Origin of the sequence: Micromonospora sp. KLBMP9576, from assembly GCF_050941805.1 — a bacterium.
Classification (GTDB): Bacteria; Actinomycetota; Actinomycetes; order Mycobacteriales; family Micromonosporaceae; genus Micromonospora.
In genome coordinates this window covers 5,956,942-5,974,124 of record NZ_CP194567.1, presented here as the reverse complement: position 1 = coordinate 5,974,124, position 17,183 = coordinate 5,956,942, and the positions used below count along the sequence as shown (strand labels likewise).

Sequence of the window (17,183 nt, the reverse complement as noted above, 5' to 3'; positions counted from 1 at the left end):
TTCGACTGCCTGATCGGCGTGCGACCGGTCATGCCAGTTCCTCCCGGATCCTGATCCGGCTGCCGACCAGGCGGGGGTCCCGCTGCTCGGTGGCCGGCTCCCGGGTGCGTCGCCAGTCGGTCAGCGCGGTGCGGATCACCATGCGCGCGGGCCGGTCCGGGTCGACGTGCCGGAAGATGAACGAGGTGCTCACGATGGCGAGCGCGATCTCCCAGGCGGGAAAGAGCTCGACCTGCAACGTGAACAGCCAGTGGATGAACATGTAGAGGGGGACGAGCAGCATGAACAGCCCGTACTGGGCGTACGGCAGGTGGACGGGAAGGGTGTAGCCGGGCGGCCCGAGGTAGACCAGGCGAGCCCGGTAGATGTCGTCGTCGGTGCGCAGCCGCATCTCGTGCCTCGCGCCTATTCGAAGATCAGGTCGATCAGGTAGTCGCCGATGAAGAACAGTGTGGCGGCTCCGGCGATGAAGGCGAGCCCGACGATCGCGATCGCCGAGCTGGTGAGGACCTTGGAGATCTCACCCCGGCTGGCCCGTCCGATGAAGATGACGCCCAGCACGGCCAGCAGGATCGGGGCGATCTTGCTGGCGAAGAATGTGACGACACCGTTGGTGTCGATGCCCTTGGGCGCCGGCTCGGCGAGTGGAGTCGACGCCAGGGTGGAGAGCGTGTGGGCGGCGGCGGACGTGGCCGTCTCCATCAGCTCGATGGCGATCACTGGAACCTCCCCAAGTCGCGGCCGACGGCGCCGCGGTGGTGCAGTAGGCAATGCCGGGCGGGAGCGGTGCTCCCTGTGCGCAGCGTCGGCGACCCTGCGTCAGTCCTTCGCCACGGAGGGTGGCGAGCTTTGGGCGGATTTACCCGCTTCGGCCCTCCCTCCCAGACTTCGCCACTTCGATGCCGGGCAGTTCCAAAGCGTACGGGCACCCACTGTTTGCGACAAGCGGCGAGGAGTCTGCCTGATCCGGCCCGGACGACCGATCGTACACCCGTTCGAACGCGCACGTCATGCCCCTCGACCCGGCCCGCCCGGGGCGCTCCCGCCGACCGGTACCGTCTAGCCGTGACCGATCTGGTACGGGCCGCGGCCCCGGTGGTGATGGGCGTCCTCAACGTCACGCCCGACTCCTTTTCCGACGGCGGACGGTACGCCGACCTCGGTTCCGCGGTCGGACACGGCGTGCGGCTGCGGGCCGATGGCGCCCACCTGGTGGACGTCGGCGGCGAGTCCACCCGCCCCGGCTCCGACCGGGTGCCGGCGCGGATCGAGGCGGGCCGGGTGGTCCCCGTGATCCGGGAGCTGACCGCCGCCGGCGTGCCGGTCAGCATCGACACCACCCGCGCCCGGGTCGCCGAGGCGGCCCTCGCCGCCGGGGCGGTCGTCGTCAACGACGTCTCCGGCGGCCTCGCCGACCCCGACATGGCCCGGGTGGTCCGCGACGCCGGCTGCCCGTGGGTGCTCATGCACTGGCGTGGCCACTCCCGCGAGATGGGGGAGCTGGCCCGTTACACCGACGTGGTCGCCGACGTGCGCGCCGAGCTGTCCCACCGCGTCGACGAGGCGCTGCGCGCCGGCGTCGCCGCCGACCGCATCGTCGTCGACCCGGGACTGGGCTTCGCCAAGACGGCCGCGCACAACTGGGCGCTGAGCAGTCGCCTGTCCGAGCTGCTGGACCTCGGCTTCCCGCTGCTCTTCGCGTCCAGCCGCAAGTCGTACCTGGGGCGGCTGCTGGCCGGCCCCGACGGCACCCCGCGCCCCACCGACGACCGCGACGTGGCCACCGTCGCCACCAGCCTGCTCGCGGTCGCGGCCGGCGCCTGGGGCGTACGCGTGCACGACGTCCGGGGCACCGTGGACGCCCTCGCCGTCTGGCGGGCCACGGGCGCGCCCCGCCTGGCGTGCGCGCCCACCGATTCCGCCCGCCCGGCCCCCGTGAAGGCCGGCCGGGCGGGCCACACCACCGAGCAAGGAGGACCCCGATGACCGACCGGATCGAGCTGACCGGCCTGCGGGCGCACGGCCGGCACGGGGTGTACGACTTCGAACGCGCCCAGGGGCAGGACTTCGTGGTCGACGCGGTCCTCGAGCTGGACCTCGCGCCGGCGGCCCGCTCCGACGACGTGGGGGACACGGTGCACTACGGCGAACTGGCCGGGCGGCTGGTCGAGGTCGTGACCGGGGAGCCGGTCAACCTCATCGAGACGCTCGCCGACCGGCTGCTGGCTGTCTGCCTGGCCGACCCCCGGATCGAGGCCGCCACGGTCACCGTGCACAAGCCGGAGGCGCCCGTCGGGCACGCCTTCACCGACGTGGCCGTCACGATGACGCGGCGGCGGGACCGGTGACCCGCGCCGTCCTCTCCCTGGGCAGCAACCTTGGTGACCGGCTGGCCCACCTGCGCTCGGCCGTCTCGGCGCTCGGCGACAGCGTGCTGCTGGTCTCCGGCGTCTACGAGACTCCACCGTGGGGGGACGCGGAGCAGCCCGCGTACCTGAACGCCGTGCTGCTCGCCGTGGATCCCGCCGCGACCCCGTACGACTGGCTGCACCGGGCCCGGGCCGCCGAGCGCGCCGCCGGGCGCACCCGCGACCCGCGGCGGCGCTTCGGACCGCGCACCCTGGACGTGGACGTGATCGCCGTGTGGACCGACGGCGACGAGCCCGTGCTCAGCGACGACCCCGAGTTGACCCTGCCGCATCCCCGGGCCCACCTGCGGGCCTTCGTGCTGCGACCGTGGCTCGACATCCAGCCGTACGGGCGGCTGCCCGGGCACGGTTGGCTGACCGACCTGCTCAACGCCCCCGAGCTGGCCGACGACGCGGTGGAGCTGCGCCCCCGCCCCGATCTGGCGATAGAGTCGTCGGCATGACCCAGGCGCAGTCCCCACGACCGGGTGGGTCGGGCCCCGACCGGTCCCGGATGGGGCCCACCCGACTCTCGACCCTGGTGGTGGCCGGTCTCGGTGCCGCGGCGGTGGCCTGGTTCGTGGTCAGCGCCCTCTACTACGACTACCTGCCGGACCTGCCCTGGCTGCCGGCGGTCACGCTCGCCGCGCTGGCCGTGCTGGAGGCGTACGCCGCCGTCAACACCCGGGGGCGCGTCGAGCGCAGGCCGGGCCGGGACCCGGTCAACCCGCTGCTGGTGGCCCGGTTCGTGGTGCTGGCCAAGGCATCGGCGCTGGCCGGGGCGATCTTCGCCGGTTTCTACGCCGGGCTGGCCGGCTGGCTCCTCGTGGAGACCACCGACGCCGCGGCGGGCGACCGGCCGGTCGCCGTCGCCAGCCTGCTCAGCGGGTTGGCACTGGTGGCGGCGGCGCTCTTCCTGGAGCGGTCCTGCCGGGTTCCCGAGCGCGACGACGACGAGGACCGTGAGCCCGGCGACCGGGAGGGCCGGATCGGCCCGCGCTGATCCGAGGGGTTACGCCCGGCCTCCCGCACGGGTACGGTGCCTGCCACCGGAGAGCAACGCCGCCCCGGTCCGCCCGCACGTGGCGCCTGGCTGGACGGCGGCCACGTGGGAGGCGGCGTCATGCGCTACGACGAACCGGGGCGGGGGGCGTCCCCAGAGCCCTCGTCGGGCATCCCCGCCTCGGTCCTGGAGAACGTCTTCGACGACCCCGCCCACGGCGAGCCCGGCCGTGACCGGTTCGCCGTCCACGTCGTCTGGGAACTGCTGCTCCTGGCCGGGCTGGGCGTCCTGACGTACCTGCTGTGGCAGGAGGAACCGGCCGCGCTGCGCGGCGACGCGCTGCGGTCGCTGCTCCTCGACGTGGTGATGCTCGGGCTGCTGACGCTGGCCGCCGGCCTGACCCTGCGTACCGCCGCGGTGAACCTGGCCGTCGGCCCGGTGGCGGTCGCCGCCGCGCTGCACGTCGCCGAGCAGGGCGACCGGGGCGTCGGCACCGCCGTCGGGCCGGCCCTGGCGGTCGCCGCGCTGGGCGGGCTCGTCCTGGCTCTGGTCGTGGTGGTCCTGCACGTCCCCGGTTGGGCGGCGTCGCTCGCCGGCGCGGCGGCGGTGGTCGGGTACGTCGAGCAGCGTTCCGCGCCGGTCGTGCCGCAGGGTGACTTCGACCCGGGTCCCGACGCCCTGCTCCTGTTCGTCGGGTTCGCGGCCGTCGCGGTGCTCGGCGGGTTGTTCGGCGCGGTGCGGACCGTCCGCCGGGTGGTCGGCCGGTTCCGCCCGGTCGTCGACCCGGCCCGCCGCCGTGGGACGGTGGCCGCGGTGGTCACCGCCGCCGCGCTCGTCGGTTCCACCATGCTGGCCGCGCTGGCCGGCATGCTCGCCGCCAGCCGGGGCGCCGCCCCCGTCGCGCCCGATCCGGGGCTGGCCTGGACGGTGCTCGCGGTGGGCCTGGCGATGCTCGCCGGCACCAGCGTCTACGGCCGGCGCGGCGGCGTCTTCGGCACCCTGCTGGCGGTCTGCCTCTTCGTCGTCTTCTCTGCCTACGCGCAGGCCCGGGGCTGGACGGTGAACCGGTGGGCCCTCGGCGCCGCCGTGCTCGGCATCGGGCTGCCGGTCTCCCGGCTGGTCGAGGCGTACGGGCGGCCGGCGCCGGGGGCGGTGGACCCGGTCCCGGCGGCGGACCGCCGGATCGGCGCGGGCTGGACGACGCCCCGGGCGGACCCGGTCGGCGACTGGCCACCCGCCGTGCCGGCCGGGCCTCCCGAGGGCCCGGTGGACCCCTGGATCGACCCCCGGTGGGAGAGCGGCCCGCGCCGCTGGGACGAGAGCGGGCGGTGAGCCGGGCCCGCGTCCGACGGGCCGGAAGTGATCTCGCCGGTTAGGCTCGGCGACATGACCGACACACCATCGACCTCCGCCGGCCCGTCGTTCGAGGAACTCGACGCGCTGTCCACCGAGGAACTGCGGGAGCGGGCGTTCGCGGTCGCCCGGGAGCGCCGCGACGTGCGCTTCTTCTGGTCGGTGCTGCGGCACCTGCCGAACGCGGACGAGGCCGCCGCGCTCGACGGCGCGCCCAACTCGGTCGGGCCGACGATCGACGAGGCCGCCGCGCTGTGGCGGGAGCTGACCGGGCACGGCTACGAGGAGTCCGCGCCGCTGCTGCGGGCCGCGTTCATCGACTACCTGATGACCCACCCGCGACGGTGACGGCGACCGGCGGCCCCGGTCAGGTTTGCCCCCCGTGGTCCGCCGGGAACTGATCCGATCATGGCGCTCACCAACCCGCCCCGCACCGGCGGTCGCTACGGGACGGCGGCGGGCACGGGTGCGCTCGCCGCGCTCCTCGTGGTGGCGGTCTGCGGCAGCCCGACGTACGTCGGCTGGGCCGCGGGCACCGACCCGAACTCGGCCGGCGGCTGGTACCTGCAACTGCTCTCCTGGCCGGCGTGGCAGTTCGACGTCGAGGGGGCGACCGGCAACCTGCTCGTGGCGAACCTGCGGGCCGTCCTGCTCGTCATCCTCGCGGCGCTCTTCCTCTACCTGCTGCCCACCTCGCAGGTGGCCCGGGTGCAGGGATCGGGGACGCAGTTCTTCTCCGGCTGGGCGGCGTACGTCCTGGCCAGTGGGTCCGCCTCGCTGCTCGCCGCGTTCCTCGGCCCGGAGCCGTCGCTGCTCACGGCGATCCAGGCGGGCGGGACCGGCGCCAGCTACGGCTTCCTCGCGGGCTGGATCATCGGCGTGGCGAGCCTCGGCGGCCGGGCCTGACCCGCGCGCCTCACCGCTCGGGCGCGCCGAGTCGGAGCAGCCGGGCGCGGCTGAGCACGCCGACCGGCCGCCCACCGTCGGTAACCACCACCGAGTCGGCGGCCGCGGTCAGCAGCACCCCCAGCGCGTCGTACGCGGAGCCGCCGAGCGGCATCGTCGGTAGCTCGGCCACCCCGGTCTCCGGTAGCGGCTCGACGGCGTCGCCGGTGACCGGCGTGACCGCCAGCCGGCGGATGCCCCGGTCGGCACCCACGAACTCCCGGACGAAGGGCGTGGCGGGCGCGCCGAGCACGGCGGCGGGGGTGTCGTACTGCTCCAGGCGCCCGCCCTCGGAGAGCACGGCGATCCGGTCGCCCAGCCGGACCGCCTCGTCCAGGTCGTGGGTGACCAGCACGATGGTCTTACGCACCTCGGCCTGCAACCGGAGGAACTCCTCCTGCAACCGGGTCCGCACGATCGGGTCGACGGCCGAGAACGGTTCGTCCATCAGCAGCACCACCGGGTCGGCGGCCAGCGCCCGGGCCACCCCGACCCGCTGCCGCTGCCCGCCCGAGAGCTCGTGCGGGTAGCGCCGACCGAACGTCGCCGGGTCGAGCCCGACCAGTTCCAGCAGCTCGTCGACGCGGTGGCGGCTGCGCTGGCGGGGCCAGCCGAGCAGCCGGGGCACGGTCGCGACGTTGGCGCTGACCGTCTGGTGCGGGAAGAGCCCGACGTTCTGGATCACGTAGCCGATCCGGCGGCGCAGCCGGACCGGGTCGACCCGGGTCACGTCCTCGCCGCCGAGCAGGATCCGGCCGCCGGTCGGTTCGATGAGGCGGTTGACCATCCGCAGCACCGTGGACTTGCCACAACCCGACGGTCCGATCAGCACCGCCAGCTCGCCGGCGGCGATGTCCAGGCTCAGTTCGCGTACGGCTTCGGTGCCGTCCGGGTACCGCTTGCGGATGCCCTCCAGCGTGATCGACGCGGCGCGCGGCTCGGCGGGGCCGGTGCCCCCCGGGGTAACGTCCACACATGTCCTTCCGCCTGAGCTACCGGGCCGATCCGGGTAACCCGTGGTTCTCCTGGCAGTACGTACGGGACAACTCTGACACGATCCTCGCCGCCGTGCGTGAGCACGCCTCGCTGACGGGCCGCGCGGTGCTGATCGCCGCCGTGATCGCGCTGCCGCTGGCGGTGGTCGCCTACTGGTACCGCTCGCTCGCCGGGCCGGTGCTGGCCCTGACCGGGGTCCTCTACACGGTGCCGTCGCTGGCGCTCTTCGCGTTCATCGCCCCCTATCTGGGCATCGGCGTGGCGACCGCGCTCATCGTGGTGGTCCTCTACGCGCTGCTGGTCATCGTCCGTAACGCCGTCGCCGGGCTCAACCAGGTGCCGCCCGAGGTGCGCGAGGCGGCCGAGGGGATGGGGTACGGCCGTTGGGGCCGGCTGTTCCGGGTCGAGTTGCCGCTGGCGCTGCCGGGTATCCTCACCGGGCTGCGGCTGGCCACCGTCTCGACGGTGGCCCTGGTGACAGTGGGCGTGGTGATCGGGCGTGGCGGTCTCGGGCAGTTGATCTTCGCCGGCTTCCAGAACAACTTCTACAAGGCGCAGATCATGACGGGGACGCTGCTGTGCGTCCTGCTGGCGCTGGCGCTCGACCTGGCGCTGGCCGGCGCGGGTCGGCTGCTGACCCCCTGGCTGCGGAGAAGGACGCCGTGAACCCCGTCGAGGCGGCGCTGGTCTGGCTCAACGACCCGCTGAACTGGACGAACCCGGGCGGGATCGTGGATCGGCTCGGCGAGCACCTGACGATGTCGGCGGCGGCGGTGGCGCTCGGCTGCCTGGTCGCCTGGCCGATCGGGCTCTGGCTCGGGCACACCGGCCGGGGTGGCGGCCTGGTGGTGCTGGTCTCCAACGTCACGCTCGCCGTTCCCACGCTCGCCCTGCTCACCATCCTGCCGCTGACGTTCCTCGGTTTCGGCCAGCCGTCGGTGGTGGTCGCGCTGGCCGTCTTCGCGGTGCCACCGCTGCTGGCCAACGCGTACACGGGGGTGCGGCAGGCCGATCCGGAGGCCCGGGACGCGGCACGCGGGATGGGTTTCTCCGGATGGCAGCTGCTGCGCCGGGTGGAGCTGCCGCTGGCGGTGCCCTACCTGGCGGCCGGGTTCCGCACGGCGGCGGTGCAGGTCGTGGCGACGGCCGCGCTGGCGTCCTTCGTCAACGGCGGCGGCCTGGGCCAGATCATCCGGGCGGGTTTCGGGTTGGACATCGCCGCCGGGGGCGGTCAGATCCTCGCCGGCGGCGCGCTGGTGGCGGGGCTCGCCATCCTGCTGGAGCTGGTGTTGGCCCTGGTCGAGCGGCTGGTCACGCCGCGTCCGCTGCGTGCCGACCGGCGACGGGCGAACCGCCGGGCGACGCAGGCGGTGGCCGGCGGCTGACCGGCCGCGCCCGCCCGGCCGGCGCGTGCGGCTCGTCCGGCGCGTCCGGCGCGTCTCGCCCTCGCCATCGCCGTCGGGCGCTCGGGGTCGTGTCCGCCGGGCCGTGCGCGCCGCCGTGAGGCCGGCTCACTTCAGGTGACGATCCGGTGACGAAACCTGCCCCGGGTTGTCGGACCGGAGGTGAAAGATGTTGGGTGGTAGGCCGGGCGGCCGGTGCGGAAGCCGCCCGGAACAGACAGCGGGCGGCCGAACGAGATCGCCCGTCGGACACGCGGCCGGCCCGGCAGGGGCCGCGCCGGGACACGGGAGGCGGGCACTGATGCGCGCACGTAATCGTCTGGCGATCGGCGCGGTGGGAGCCCTCGCCGCGGCGGGGCTGCTGACCGGCTGCGGCGACGCCGGTTCCTCCGGCACGGACGCCCCGGAGCAGGCGGCCACCGGGGCCGGCTGCGCCCCGGTCGCCGGTGACCAGTTCCTCGTCCTGGAGGACGACAAGAAGCTCCAGAACACCGACAACGTCATCCCGGCGGTCAACGCCAAGGTGGCCCAGCCGCAGCTGATCGCGGCGCTGGACAAGGTCTCGGCAACGCTCGACACGCCGAAGTTGATCCAGCTCAACAAGGCCGTCGACGTGGACCGCAAGACGGCGGCGAAGGCGGCGGAGGAGTTCGCGGCGGCCAACGACGTCACCGCCGGCATCGCGAAGGGGCCGGGTGGGCCGATCGTGATCGGCGCGGCCAACTTCACCGAGAACGAGATCCTCGCCGAGCTCTACAAGATCGCGCTGACCGCCGCCGGCTACGAGGTCAAGGTGCAGCAGATCGGCAACCGGGAGCTCTACGAGCCGGCCCTGGAGAAGGGCGAGATCCAGGTCGTCCCGGAGTACGCGGCGACCATGGCCGAGTTCCTCAACACCAAGGCCAACGGCAAGGACGCCCAGCCGGTGTCGTCGCCGGAGCTGGACAAGACCGTCGCGGCGCTCAAGGCGGCCGGCGACAAGGCGGGTCTCGTCTTCGGCACGCCGGCCGCGGCACAGGACCAGAACGCCTTCGCGGTGACCAGGGCGTTCGCCGACAAGTACGGCGTGCGCACGCTCTCCGAGCTGGCCGCCAAGTGCTCCGGCCAGGCCACCGTGCTGGCCGGGCCGCCGGAGTGCCCGCAGCGGCCCAAGTGCCAGGCGGGGCTCGTGCAGGTCTACGACTTCAAGGCCGGCTCGTTCAGCTCCCTGGACCAGGGCGGCCCGCAGACCAAGAACGCGCTGAAGACCGGTGCCGCCAGCGTGGGCCTGGTGTTCTCCTCGGACGGCGCACTGGCCGAGGCCTGATCCGGCCGGACGGCGAAGGGGCGAAGGGGTCGGCGACGGTTCCTTCGCCCTTTTCCGTGCGGGTGGGCGTCGGTAGGCTCCGGACCCATGCCAGCCTCGGTCGCCCCCACCGACACGCGCAGTCGACAGCCGCTCGCCGCGTTGTTCTGGACCGGTGTCGCCCTGGCACCGGTGGCGGTGTTGATTCTGCTCGTCGCCGACTCCAACGGCCCGCTGCGGATCGCCGCCGTGCTCGCCATCGTGGCGGTGGTGCTGATCGGGCTGTCGATCGCCCTGCGTACCGACGGGGCGGGCCCCGACCGGAGCGAGGAGTTGCTGGACGAGATCGCGCAGCTCCGCCGCGAGTTGCGGGGGGAGATCGTGGCCGCCGCCCAGCGTGGCAACGAGGCACTCGACCACGCCCAACGGGCCCGGGAGGAGGCCGCCGCGCTGCGTCGGCGGCTGGACGCGACGAGCGCCGCACTGGCCGGGGCCGAGGCCCAGGCCGGTGCCGGCCGGGCCCGGGTGCCCGTCGGGGACGCGGCCGTCGGGCGGGTGCCGGGCCAGGACGACGGAGCGCCCCGCCGGCGGTCCGCGGACCGGGACGAGGAGGAACACGTCCGCCGCCCGCAGCCGGCTCCGCGCGCCGAGCGATCCGCGCCCGGACCGGCCGGCGGATACGCCTCGGTCGGCCCGACCGGCGGGTACGGCCCGGATCAGCCGGCGGTCGGCGAGCCGGCCGGGGCGTACGGGGCGGGCCGCCCGGCGGAGCAGGGTGGCCCACCGGGCCGCCCGCTGGGGGTGGTGCGGCACACGGAGACCGTGCACGTCACCACCCGGCACACCGTCGTGGACGGGTCGGGTCCCGTGCCCGGCGACCGGGGCGCCAGCTACGACGGCGACCACCCGGGGCGCTGGTCGCCGGTGCCGCAGGAGCGGCAGTGGCCGGCCGAGCCGGCGGACCGGGAGCGGGCCGGGCGGCGCGGCGAGCGCGGACAGCAGTGGGACGAGCCGGGTGACGCGGGCGGGCCGGACTGGGTGGCGCCGGTCGGGCAGCCCGGACGTGGCCGGTCGTACCAGCCCGAGGAGGCGGGGCCGGGCGGCGAGTACTGGCCGCAACTGCGCGCCGGGGACCGCTGGGCGGCCGTCCGCGACGACGACCGGGGCCGGGAGTTGCGGGTGGGGGAGCGGCGTGCCGAGGTGCACGCGGACGCGGCCGGCACCGAGTACCGGGTCGAGGACCGTTGGGCGGTCCGGCGGGACGAGCCGCGCCGGGACCGGACCGACGACGGGTGGCGCGGCGGCTGGTCGGAGCCGGACGACGTTCCGGCCCTGCCGGCCGGCGGGGTGCCGGTGCCCGACGAGTGGAGTCCGCCCCGGCAGCGGGGGCACCGGGCAGCGGCGCAGCACGACGCCCACCAGTTCGAGGCCCACCAGTTCGAGGCCCACGAGCCGGAGGCGTACCACGCCCGCCGGGCGGAGCCCGGGCCGGAGCGGTACGGCCGGCGGCGGGAGGAACGCCACGGGCACCCGCCGCAGGACGACGCGCCGCGTGCGGGCGGTGCCCGCTCCGCCGACCGCTGGCGCTGACCAGCGCCGCCACCCCGTTGCGTCGAGCGCGCGGTGCCGTTGCGCGCAGGGGCCGGGCTCAGCGCGCGGGGAGCCGGCGGCTCACTTGTCGATGTCGCCGACCACGAAGAACATCGAGCCGAGGATGGCGATCAGGTCCGGTACCAGGCAGCCGGGCAGCAGGGTGGCCAGCGCCTGCACGTTCGCGTACGACGCGGTGCGCAGCTTCAGCCGCCACGGCGTCTTCTCGCCGCGGGAGACCAGGTAGTAGCCGTTGATGCCGAGCGGGTTCTCGGTCCAGGCGTAGGTGTGCCCCTCGGGGGCCTTGAGCACCTTCGGCAGCCGGGTGTTGACCGGCCCGGTGAGCCGGTCGACCCGGTCCAGGCACTGCTCGGCGAGGTCGAGTGAGGCGTACACCTGGTCGAGCAGCACCTCGAAGCGGGCGTGGCAGTCCCCGGCGGTCTTCGTCACGACCGGCACGTCGAGCTGGTCGTAGGCCAGGTAGGGCTCGTCGCGGCGCAGGTCGAGGTCGAGGCCGGAGGCCCGGGCGACGGGCCCGGACGCGCCGAACGCGGCGGCGTCCGCCGCGGAGAGCACCCCGACGCCGACGGTGCGGGCCAGGAAGATGTCGTTGCGCCGGATGAGGTTGTCCAGGTCCGGCATCCGCCGCCGGACCTCGGCGATGGCGGCCCGCGCCCGGCCGGTCCAGCCGGCGGGCACCTCCTCCTTGAGCCCGCCGACCCGGTTGAACATGTAGTGGATCCGGCCGCCGGAGACCTCCTCCATCACGGCCTGGATGGTCTCCCGCTCCCGGAACGCGTAGAACATCGGCGTGATCGCGCCGATCTCCAGCGGGTAGGAGCCGAGGAACATGAGGTGGTTGAGCACCCGGTTCAGCTCCGCCAGCGCCATCCGCAGCCAGGTCGCCCGCTCGGGAACCTCCATGCCCATCAGCCGCTCGACGGCGAGCACCACGCCCAGCTCGTTGGAGAACGCCGAGAGCCAGTCGTGCCGGTTGGCCAGCACGATGATCTGCCGGTAGTCGCGTACCTCGAAGAGTTTCTCCGCGCCCCGGTGCATGTAGCCGACGATCGGCTCGCAGGCCGTCACCCGTTCGCCGTCGAGCACCAGCTTCAGCCGGAGCACGCCGTGCGTGGAGGGGTGCTGCGGCCCGATGTTGAGCACCATGTCGGTGCCGAGCTGCTCCCCGCCGGCTCCGGTGCCGACGGTCAGCTCGCGGAGGTCGCCGGCGTCCGTGGTCATGACGGTCATCGTGCCATGAACGGGCCGGGGTCGACGCCGACCGGTTGCCGCAACCACCAGTGCCCGCCCAACCCGGCCGGGTCGGTCAGCTCGGCAACCGCCGACGCGGCGGCCAGGGCCCGCACGTACCCGGCCGGGTCCTGGGCGGCCAGGCTCAGCGGCGGTCGCCCGCCGTCGGCCCCGAGCGCCCGCAGCGCCTCCCGCTGCGACCTGAGGTCGTACGCGCACCGGGCGACCCGCGCACCGGCGGAGGCGACCGAGTCGACGGCGACGTGCGCCGTGACGTCGCAGGATCCGTCCGGCACCGGCGGCACCTGTCGCCCGTTGCGGTAGCCGGTCAGCGTGCCGTCCACCGGCCGGCCGCCGCGCAGGTGCCCGTAGTCCACGGCCAGCGCCACCCCCCGGTCGACGTGGCGCACGGCGTCGGCCCAGGCCTCGTCGCGGGGCCGGCCGATCTCTGCTCGCGACATCGCCGGGAGTTCCGATGCGGCCCCCCGGCGCTCCGGTCCGTCCGGGCCGGCCCCCGTCGCCGGCCACCACCGGGCCAGCCAGTCCGCGTCGGCGGCGTCGACCGGGTCGCCGATGGTCTCCGTGCCGCCGGCCGGGTCGACCAGCAGGTAGCGCCAGCCGTCGGCGGTCTGCGTCACCGCGTCGAGCGGCACGTTGTCCAGCCACTCGGTGGCCACCAGCAGCCCGGTGATCCCGGTGGGGATCTCGTCGGCCCACCCGATCCGCTCGGGGAGGCCGTCGGCCCGGGCGGCCTTCTCGACGGCGGTGAGGCGTACCCGGGAGGCGAGCGGGGCCGGCGTGCGAGCCGGGGGGGCGACGGACGGCGACCTCAACGCCGCCCAGAACGCGCGCAGCAGCTCACCGCGACCGGCGCCCACGTCGACCACGTCGAGCCTCTCCGGGTGGCCGAGGGCGACGTCGACCTGCGCGAGGAGCCGCAGCAGTGCGGCGGCGAAGGCCGGCGACGCGTGCGCGCTGGTGCGGAAGTGGGCGGCGGGACCGGAGCCGGCGACGAAGAAGCCGCCCGGCCCGTAGAGCGCACCCTCCATGGCGTGCCGCCAGCGGATCGCCATCAGCTCTTCCCCCGTTCGGCTGCCGTCATCGTGCCGACCCTACGGTCAGCCGTGGGGAGATTCCCCGGCGCCGGCTCGCCGGGCGGCGCGGGGCGCCCGCCGATCTGAGCCCGACTCGGTCACCGGCAGTGAGCAAGGCTTCGGTGGCGATCGTTGCTGTCGGTAATCGGCCGCTTTCCGATCCGCCTCCACCATCTGGTCCCCGCGCGCCGTCGACCAGGGGAATCTCGCGCCCTCCGATCGCCACCGCCACGTCCCCTCACCGCCTTTGCTCTGCATGGCGATACGCACCGGTGACGCCGGGTGATCGGTGCGGATAGGGATGCAGAGCAAAGGGCGGCGGGGTGGGCAGCGGGGTCGCAGCGGGGTCGTCACGCTCCGCGACGGCGCGGGCGGACCGTTGGCGACCCCCGGCGCCGGTGAACGTTTTCACACCTTCTTGTCGAGCCTCCGTCGCTGCGGCGCATACTTGCGATCGACCGGTACCCCTTCTCGAGGACTGGATCGTCGCCATGAGCGCACCGCCGTGCCCACGCCCGGCCGCCCCGCACGGGGCCGCCGTACCGCCGGCCGTCATCCCCCGTCTCCTCACCGTCGGCGTCGTCGGCTCCGGTCGCGTCGGCGCCGTGCTGGGCGCCGCCCTCGCCGCCGCCGGCCACCGGGTCGTGGCCGTCGCGGGCGACTCCGGTGCCTCCCGGGCCCGGGCGGCGCTGCTGCTACCCGGCGTTTCCCGCCGTAGCGCCGCCGCCGTGGCGCGGGCGGCCACCGACCTGCTGCTGGTCGCCGTGCCCGACGACGCACTCGCCGGGGTGGTGTCCGCGCTGGCGGGCGGCGGCGCGCTGCGCCCCGGCCAGGTGGTCGCGCACACCTCCGGCGCGCACGGGCTGGCCGTGCTCGCCCCCGTGGTCGCGGCCGGCGCCCGGCCGCTGGCCCTGCATCCCGCGATGACCTTCACCGGTACGCCGGACGATCTCGCCCGCCTGGCCGGCATCTCGTACGGGGTGACCGCGCCACCGGAGCTGCGCGCCCTGGCCGCCCGGCTGGTCGCCGACCTGGGCGGGGTGCCGGAGTGGGTCGGTGAGGCGGACCGGCCGCTGTACCACGCGGCGCTGGCGCACGGCGCCAACCACCTGGTGACCCTGGTCAACGAGGCGGCCGACCGGTTGCGCGACGCCGGGGTGGCCCAGCCGGAGAAGGTGCTGGCCCCACTGCTGCGGGCCGCCCTGGAGAACGCGCTGCGCCTCGGCGACGACGCGTTGACCGGGCCGGTGTCGCGGGGCGACGCGGGGACGGTCGAGCGGCACCTGGCCCGGCTCGCCGCTGTCGCACCGGAGTCGATCGCGCCCTACCTGGCCCTGGCCCGGCGTACAGCCGACCGGGCCATCGCGGCGGGCCGGCTGCGGCCGGCCGACGCGGAGTCGCTGCTCGGCGTGCTCGCCGGCAGCCGCCGGGAGGTGGCGGCGTGACCCGGCCGTCCGGAGCTGCGGGCGGGCCGGCGCTGAACGGAGGGAACCGCGTGCCGGAACTGGTGCACGGCCGCGCCGAGCTGGCTGCGGCGCGGGCCGGGCTCAAGGGCACTGTCGGGGTCGTGATGACCATGGGCGCGCTGCACCCGGGGCACGAGACGCTGCTGCGGGCGGCCCGGGAGCGGGCCGACCACGTCATCGTCACGATCTTCGTCAACCCGTTGCAGTTCGGCCCGAACGAGGACTTCGACAGCTATCCGCGCACCCTCGACGCCGACCTGGAGATCTGCCGACGGGCCGGCGCGGACGTGGTCTTCGCCCCCGCGGTGGCGGACATGTATCCCGACGGGGAACCCCGGGTGCGGGTCAACCCGGGCCCGCTCGGTGAGGACCTGGAGGGGCAGACGCGTCCCGGATTCTTCCACGGGGTGCTCACCGTGGTGCTGAAGCTGCTCCAGCTCACCCGTCCCGACCTGGCGTTCTTCGGCGAGAAGGACTACCAGCAGCTGACGCTGGTGCGGCGGATGGCGCGGGATCTCGACGTGCCGGTCGAGGTGGTCGGCGTACCCACGGTGCGGGAACCGGACGGACTGGCCCTGTCCAGTCGCAACCGCTACCTCTCCCCGGCCGAACGGGAGGTCGCGCTGAGCCTGTCGGCGGCGCTGCGGGCCGGGGCCGGGGCCGCCGACGCGGGTGGCGACGCGGGCGCCGTGCTCGCCGCCGCGCACACTGCCTTCGGCGCCGCTCCACCCGGGGCGCGGCTCGACTACCTGGTGCTCACCGATCCGGATCTGGAACCGGGGCTGGTCGCCGGGCCGGCGCGGCTGCTCGTCGCCGCCTGGGTGGGGACCACCCGGTTGATCGACAACGCGGCGATCCGGCTCGATCCCCGATCCTGAACCCGTTCCCCACCTTTTTTCGCGAAGGGCACTCCGATGCTGCGCACCATGCTGAAGTCGAAGATCCACCGAGCCACGGTGACCCAGGCCGACCTGCACTACGTCGGCTCCGTGACCGTCGACGAGGACCTGCTGGACGCCGCCGACCTGATCCCCGGGGAACAGGTGGCGATCGTGGACATCACCAACGGGTCGCGGCTGGAGACGTACGTGATCCCGGGCGAGCGGGGCAGCGGCGTGATCGGCATCAACGGTGCCGCCGCCCACCTGGTGCACCCGGGTGACCTGGTCATCCTCATCTCGTACGGGCAACTGGACGACGCCGAGGCCCGGGCGTACCGGCCACTGGTCGTGCACGTCGACGGCGACAACCGGATCGTCGAGCTGAACAGCGACCCCACCACCGCCGCCCCCGGCACGGCCGGTGCCCCGATCCCCAACCCCCTCGCCGCGGCCGTCTGACGCGCTCCGGGCGGAACTGGGCATGCGTGCGGTCTGTCACCGGACGGTCGTCGCTGGGTAGTCTGGGTGCCCGTCGAGAGACGCGGGTGGCTTGGGGAGGCCGCGATGCGCCGTGCGATGACCACCCTGCTCGCGGCCGTCGCCACGGCCCTCCTGCTGGCCGGGTGCGCCGGGTCCGGTGGCCTGGACGGTGACCTGGTCGACGACTGGGCGGCGCCGCCCGCTCCCGGGCCCTTCGTGCCGGCCGCCGGGGTGTGTCAGGCCGCCGACTTCACCGAGGTGGTGACACTGGCGGCGTACGCGCCGGTGGACTGCGCCGGGCCGCACCGGGTCGAGACCGTGCACGTGGGGGCCTTCCCCGCCGGGCGGCCCGCCCCGCCGCCGGGCGGCTCGGCCGAGCTGCGTGGCGCCTTCGCCGACTGCGACACCCGGGCCACCGCGTACGTGGGCGCCGAGTGGCGCACGGGGCGGCTGCGGCTGGCCGTGGCGGTGCCGTCCGCCCCGGGCTGGGCGGCCGGCGCCCGCTGGTACCGGTGCGACCTGGTCGAGGTGAGCACCGTCGAGGCCGGTGCCACGGTGGTGGTCCGCTCCGGCAGCCTCCGGGGCGTCCTGGGGACGTCGTCCCCGCTTCGCCTGGGCTGCCAGGAGGCCCGCTCCGTCGGCGGGTCGGTGCGGACGCTGCTCCCGGTCGACTGCCGTACCCGGCACGACGCCGAGTTCGTCGGGGTGTGGCGGGCGCCCGACCGGCCGTACCCGACCCGGCCCGCCGACTGGGCTCCCCTCTATGCCGGCTGCCGCTCCGCGCTCGGCCGCTACGTGGGGGTGCCCGACGACGACGAGCTGCGTTTCCGCAGCGGGGTGGTGGTCCGCCCGCCGGGGGCGGGCCGGTGGCGCGTCGGCGACCGTGGCGTGCGCTGCTACCTCTGGCTGGACGACCGTACGGTGACCGGCTCGCTGCGTGCCGCGGGCCCGGCGGCCCTCCCGGTGCGCCAGCGGTAGCGCCGGGGCCCACGACGGCGGTGCGTCGGGGAGTCCGGACGCCATGGCGC

The 17,183-nt window shown here is 75.0% G+C and carries 20 protein-coding genes; 15 read left to right on the top strand and 5 right to left on the bottom strand.

From position 1 onward, the window contains the following. Positions 1-28 precede the first annotated feature (28 nt). Together ACQ452_RS26620 and ACQ452_RS26615 are read right to left on the bottom strand one after the other, a co-directional pair. On the bottom strand, positions 29-391 hold the full coding sequence (locus tag ACQ452_RS26620) for a hypothetical protein (protein WP_433388320.1): 363 nt from the start codon (positions 389-391) through the stop codon (positions 29-31). 14 nt (positions 392-405) lie between these two features. Further along, the gene (locus ACQ452_RS26615; RefSeq protein WP_357094713.1) at positions 406-720 is read right to left on the bottom strand and encodes a hypothetical protein; all 315 of its coding nucleotides are present in this window, start codon (positions 718-720) and stop codon (positions 406-408) included. Positions 721-1,065: 345 nt separating this feature from the next. On the opposite strand from ACQ452_RS26615, the gene folP reads away from it, so the two are divergent. The 7 genes from folP (at position 1,066) to ACQ452_RS26580 (ending at position 5,670) form a co-directional block, all read left to right on the top strand. Further along, positions 1,066-1,986 (top strand): dihydropteroate synthase, encoded by a 921-nt coding sequence (gene folP / locus ACQ452_RS26610; RefSeq protein ID WP_433388318.1) that lies wholly within the window; start codon positions 1,066-1,068, stop codon positions 1,984-1,986. Beyond that, positions 1,983-2,348, top strand: coding sequence for a dihydroneopterin aldolase (gene folB / locus ACQ452_RS26605; RefSeq protein WP_433388316.1), 366 nt, complete (start codon positions 1,983-1,985; stop codon positions 2,346-2,348). The genes folP and folB overlap by 4 nt, the downstream gene beginning before the upstream one ends. Then, positions 2,345-2,872 (top strand): 2-amino-4-hydroxy-6-hydroxymethyldihydropteridine diphosphokinase, encoded by a 528-nt coding sequence (folK, locus tag ACQ452_RS26600; protein WP_433388314.1) that lies wholly within the window; start codon positions 2,345-2,347, stop codon positions 2,870-2,872. The genes folB and folK overlap by 4 nt, the downstream gene beginning before the upstream one ends. Continuing rightward, positions 2,869-3,411, top strand: a complete 543-nt coding sequence (locus ACQ452_RS26595; protein WP_433388312.1) for a DUF3180 domain-containing protein — start codon at positions 2,869-2,871, stop codon at positions 3,409-3,411. Before folK ends, ACQ452_RS26595 begins: the two co-directional genes overlap by 4 nt. A gap of 120 nt (positions 3,412-3,531) precedes the next feature. Next, positions 3,532-4,743, top strand: coding sequence for an ABC transporter permease (locus ACQ452_RS26590; RefSeq protein WP_433388310.1), 1,212 nt, complete (start codon positions 3,532-3,534; stop codon positions 4,741-4,743). A gap of 54 nt (positions 4,744-4,797) precedes the next feature. After that, entirely contained in the window at positions 4,798-5,112 is a 315-nt protein-coding gene (locus ACQ452_RS26585) for a hypothetical protein (RefSeq protein ID WP_433388309.1), read from the top strand. A 60-nt stretch (positions 5,113-5,172) separates the two neighbouring features. After that, a complete protein-coding gene (locus tag ACQ452_RS26580) occupies positions 5,173-5,670 on the top strand; it encodes a hypothetical protein (RefSeq protein ID WP_433388307.1) in 498 nt (165 codons plus the stop codon). A 10-nt stretch (positions 5,671-5,680) separates the two neighbouring features. On the opposite strand, the gene ACQ452_RS26575 is transcribed toward ACQ452_RS26580, so the two are convergent. Further along, entirely contained in the window at positions 5,681-6,682 is a 1,002-nt protein-coding gene (locus ACQ452_RS26575; RefSeq protein ID WP_433388305.1) for an ABC transporter ATP-binding protein, read from the bottom strand. A gap of 2 nt (positions 6,683-6,684) precedes the next feature. On the opposite strand from ACQ452_RS26575, the gene ACQ452_RS26570 reads away from it, so the two are divergent. The 4 genes from ACQ452_RS26570 to ACQ452_RS26555 all read left to right on the top strand — a co-directional run bounded on the left by ACQ452_RS26570 (position 6,685) and on the right by ACQ452_RS26555 (position 10,983). Beyond that, the gene (locus ACQ452_RS26570) at positions 6,685-7,371 is read left to right on the top strand and encodes an ABC transporter permease (RefSeq protein ID WP_433388303.1); all 687 of its coding nucleotides are present in this window, start codon (positions 6,685-6,687) and stop codon (positions 7,369-7,371) included. Continuing rightward, a complete protein-coding gene (locus ACQ452_RS26565; RefSeq protein WP_433388301.1) occupies positions 7,368-8,090 on the top strand; it encodes an ABC transporter permease in 723 nt (240 codons plus the stop codon). Before ACQ452_RS26570 ends, ACQ452_RS26565 begins: the two co-directional genes overlap by 4 nt. A 319-nt stretch (positions 8,091-8,409) precedes the next feature. Beyond that, positions 8,410-9,414: a glycine betaine ABC transporter substrate-binding protein gene (locus tag ACQ452_RS26560; RefSeq protein ID WP_433388299.1), complete on the top strand. Its 1,005-nt coding sequence runs from the start codon at positions 8,410-8,412 to the stop codon at positions 9,412-9,414. An 87-nt stretch (positions 9,415-9,501) separates the two neighbouring features. After that, complete coding sequence (locus ACQ452_RS26555; protein ID WP_433388297.1) at positions 9,502-10,983, top strand: hypothetical protein; 1,482 nt, start codon at positions 9,502-9,504, stop codon at positions 10,981-10,983. Positions 10,984-11,064: 81 nt separating this feature from the next. Here ACQ452_RS26555 and ACQ452_RS26550 read toward each other — a convergent pair whose 3' ends face one another. Next, positions 11,065-12,234, bottom strand: coding sequence for an NADH-quinone oxidoreductase subunit D (locus ACQ452_RS26550; RefSeq protein ID WP_433388295.1), 1,170 nt, complete (start codon positions 12,232-12,234; stop codon positions 11,065-11,067). Then, complete coding sequence (locus tag ACQ452_RS26545; RefSeq protein WP_433388294.1) at positions 12,231-13,307, bottom strand: SAM-dependent methyltransferase; 1,077 nt, start codon at positions 13,305-13,307, stop codon at positions 12,231-12,233. The genes ACQ452_RS26550 and ACQ452_RS26545 overlap by 4 nt, the downstream gene beginning before the upstream one ends. A gap of 512 nt (positions 13,308-13,819) precedes the next feature. Here ACQ452_RS26545 and ACQ452_RS26540 point away from each other — a divergent pair. The 4 genes from ACQ452_RS26540 to ACQ452_RS26525 all read left to right on the top strand — a co-directional run bounded on the left by ACQ452_RS26540 (position 13,820) and on the right by ACQ452_RS26525 (position 17,133). Continuing rightward, positions 13,820-14,773, top strand: a complete 954-nt coding sequence (locus ACQ452_RS26540) for a Rossmann-like and DUF2520 domain-containing protein (protein ID WP_433388291.1) — start codon at positions 13,820-13,822, stop codon at positions 14,771-14,773. Between the two features lie 50 nt (positions 14,774-14,823). Further along, on the top strand, positions 14,824-15,672 hold the full coding sequence (gene panC / locus ACQ452_RS26535; protein ID WP_433388288.1) for a pantoate--beta-alanine ligase: 849 nt from the start codon (positions 14,824-14,826) through the stop codon (positions 15,670-15,672). Between the two features lie 36 nt (positions 15,673-15,708). Then, the gene (gene panD, locus ACQ452_RS26530) at positions 15,709-16,134 is read left to right on the top strand and encodes an aspartate 1-decarboxylase (protein WP_433388285.1); all 426 of its coding nucleotides are present in this window, start codon (positions 15,709-15,711) and stop codon (positions 16,132-16,134) included. Positions 16,135-16,239: 105 nt separating this feature from the next. Then, positions 16,240-17,133 carry a septum formation family protein gene (locus tag ACQ452_RS26525; protein ID WP_433388282.1) on the top strand — a complete coding sequence of 298 codons (894 nt, stop codon included), beginning with the start codon at positions 16,240-16,242 and terminating at the stop codon, positions 17,131-17,133. Positions 17,134-17,183: the final 50 nt, after the last annotated feature.

Coding starts and splice junctions, on each gene's coding strand:
- ACQ452_RS26620 (WP_433388320.1), bottom strand. CDS start 391: ATGCGGCTGCGCACCGACGACGACATCTACCGGGCTCGCCTGGTCTAC.
- folB (WP_433388316.1), top strand. CDS start 1,983: ATGACCGACCGGATCGAGCTGACCGGCCTGCGGGCGCACGGCCGGCAC.
- ACQ452_RS26595 (WP_433388312.1), top strand. CDS start 2,869: ATGACCCAGGCGCAGTCCCCACGACCGGGTGGGTCGGGCCCCGACCGG.
- ACQ452_RS26590 (WP_433388310.1), top strand. CDS start 3,532: ATGCGCTACGACGAACCGGGGCGGGGGGCGTCCCCAGAGCCCTCGTCG.
- ACQ452_RS26585 (WP_433388309.1), top strand. CDS start 4,798: ATGACCGACACACCATCGACCTCCGCCGGCCCGTCGTTCGAGGAACTC.
- ACQ452_RS26580 (WP_433388307.1), top strand. CDS start 5,173: ATGGCGCTCACCAACCCGCCCCGCACCGGCGGTCGCTACGGGACGGCG.
- ACQ452_RS26570 (WP_433388303.1), top strand. CDS start 6,685: ATGTCCTTCCGCCTGAGCTACCGGGCCGATCCGGGTAACCCGTGGTTC.
- ACQ452_RS26560 (WP_433388299.1), top strand. CDS start 8,410: ATGCGCGCACGTAATCGTCTGGCGATCGGCGCGGTGGGAGCCCTCGCC.
- ACQ452_RS26555 (WP_433388297.1), top strand. CDS start 9,502: ATGCCAGCCTCGGTCGCCCCCACCGACACGCGCAGTCGACAGCCGCTC.
- ACQ452_RS26550 (WP_433388295.1), bottom strand. CDS start 12,234: ATGACCGTCATGACCACGGACGCCGGCGACCTCCGCGAGCTGACCGTC.
- ACQ452_RS26545 (WP_433388294.1), bottom strand. CDS start 13,307: ATGGCGATCCGCTGGCGGCACGCCATGGAGGGTGCGCTCTACGGGCCG.
- ACQ452_RS26540 (WP_433388291.1), top strand. CDS start 13,820: ATGAGCGCACCGCCGTGCCCACGCCCGGCCGCCCCGCACGGGGCCGCC.
- panD (WP_433388285.1), top strand. CDS start 15,709: ATGCTGCGCACCATGCTGAAGTCGAAGATCCACCGAGCCACGGTGACC.
- ACQ452_RS26525 (WP_433388282.1), top strand. CDS start 16,240: ATGCGCCGTGCGATGACCACCCTGCTCGCGGCCGTCGCCACGGCCCTC.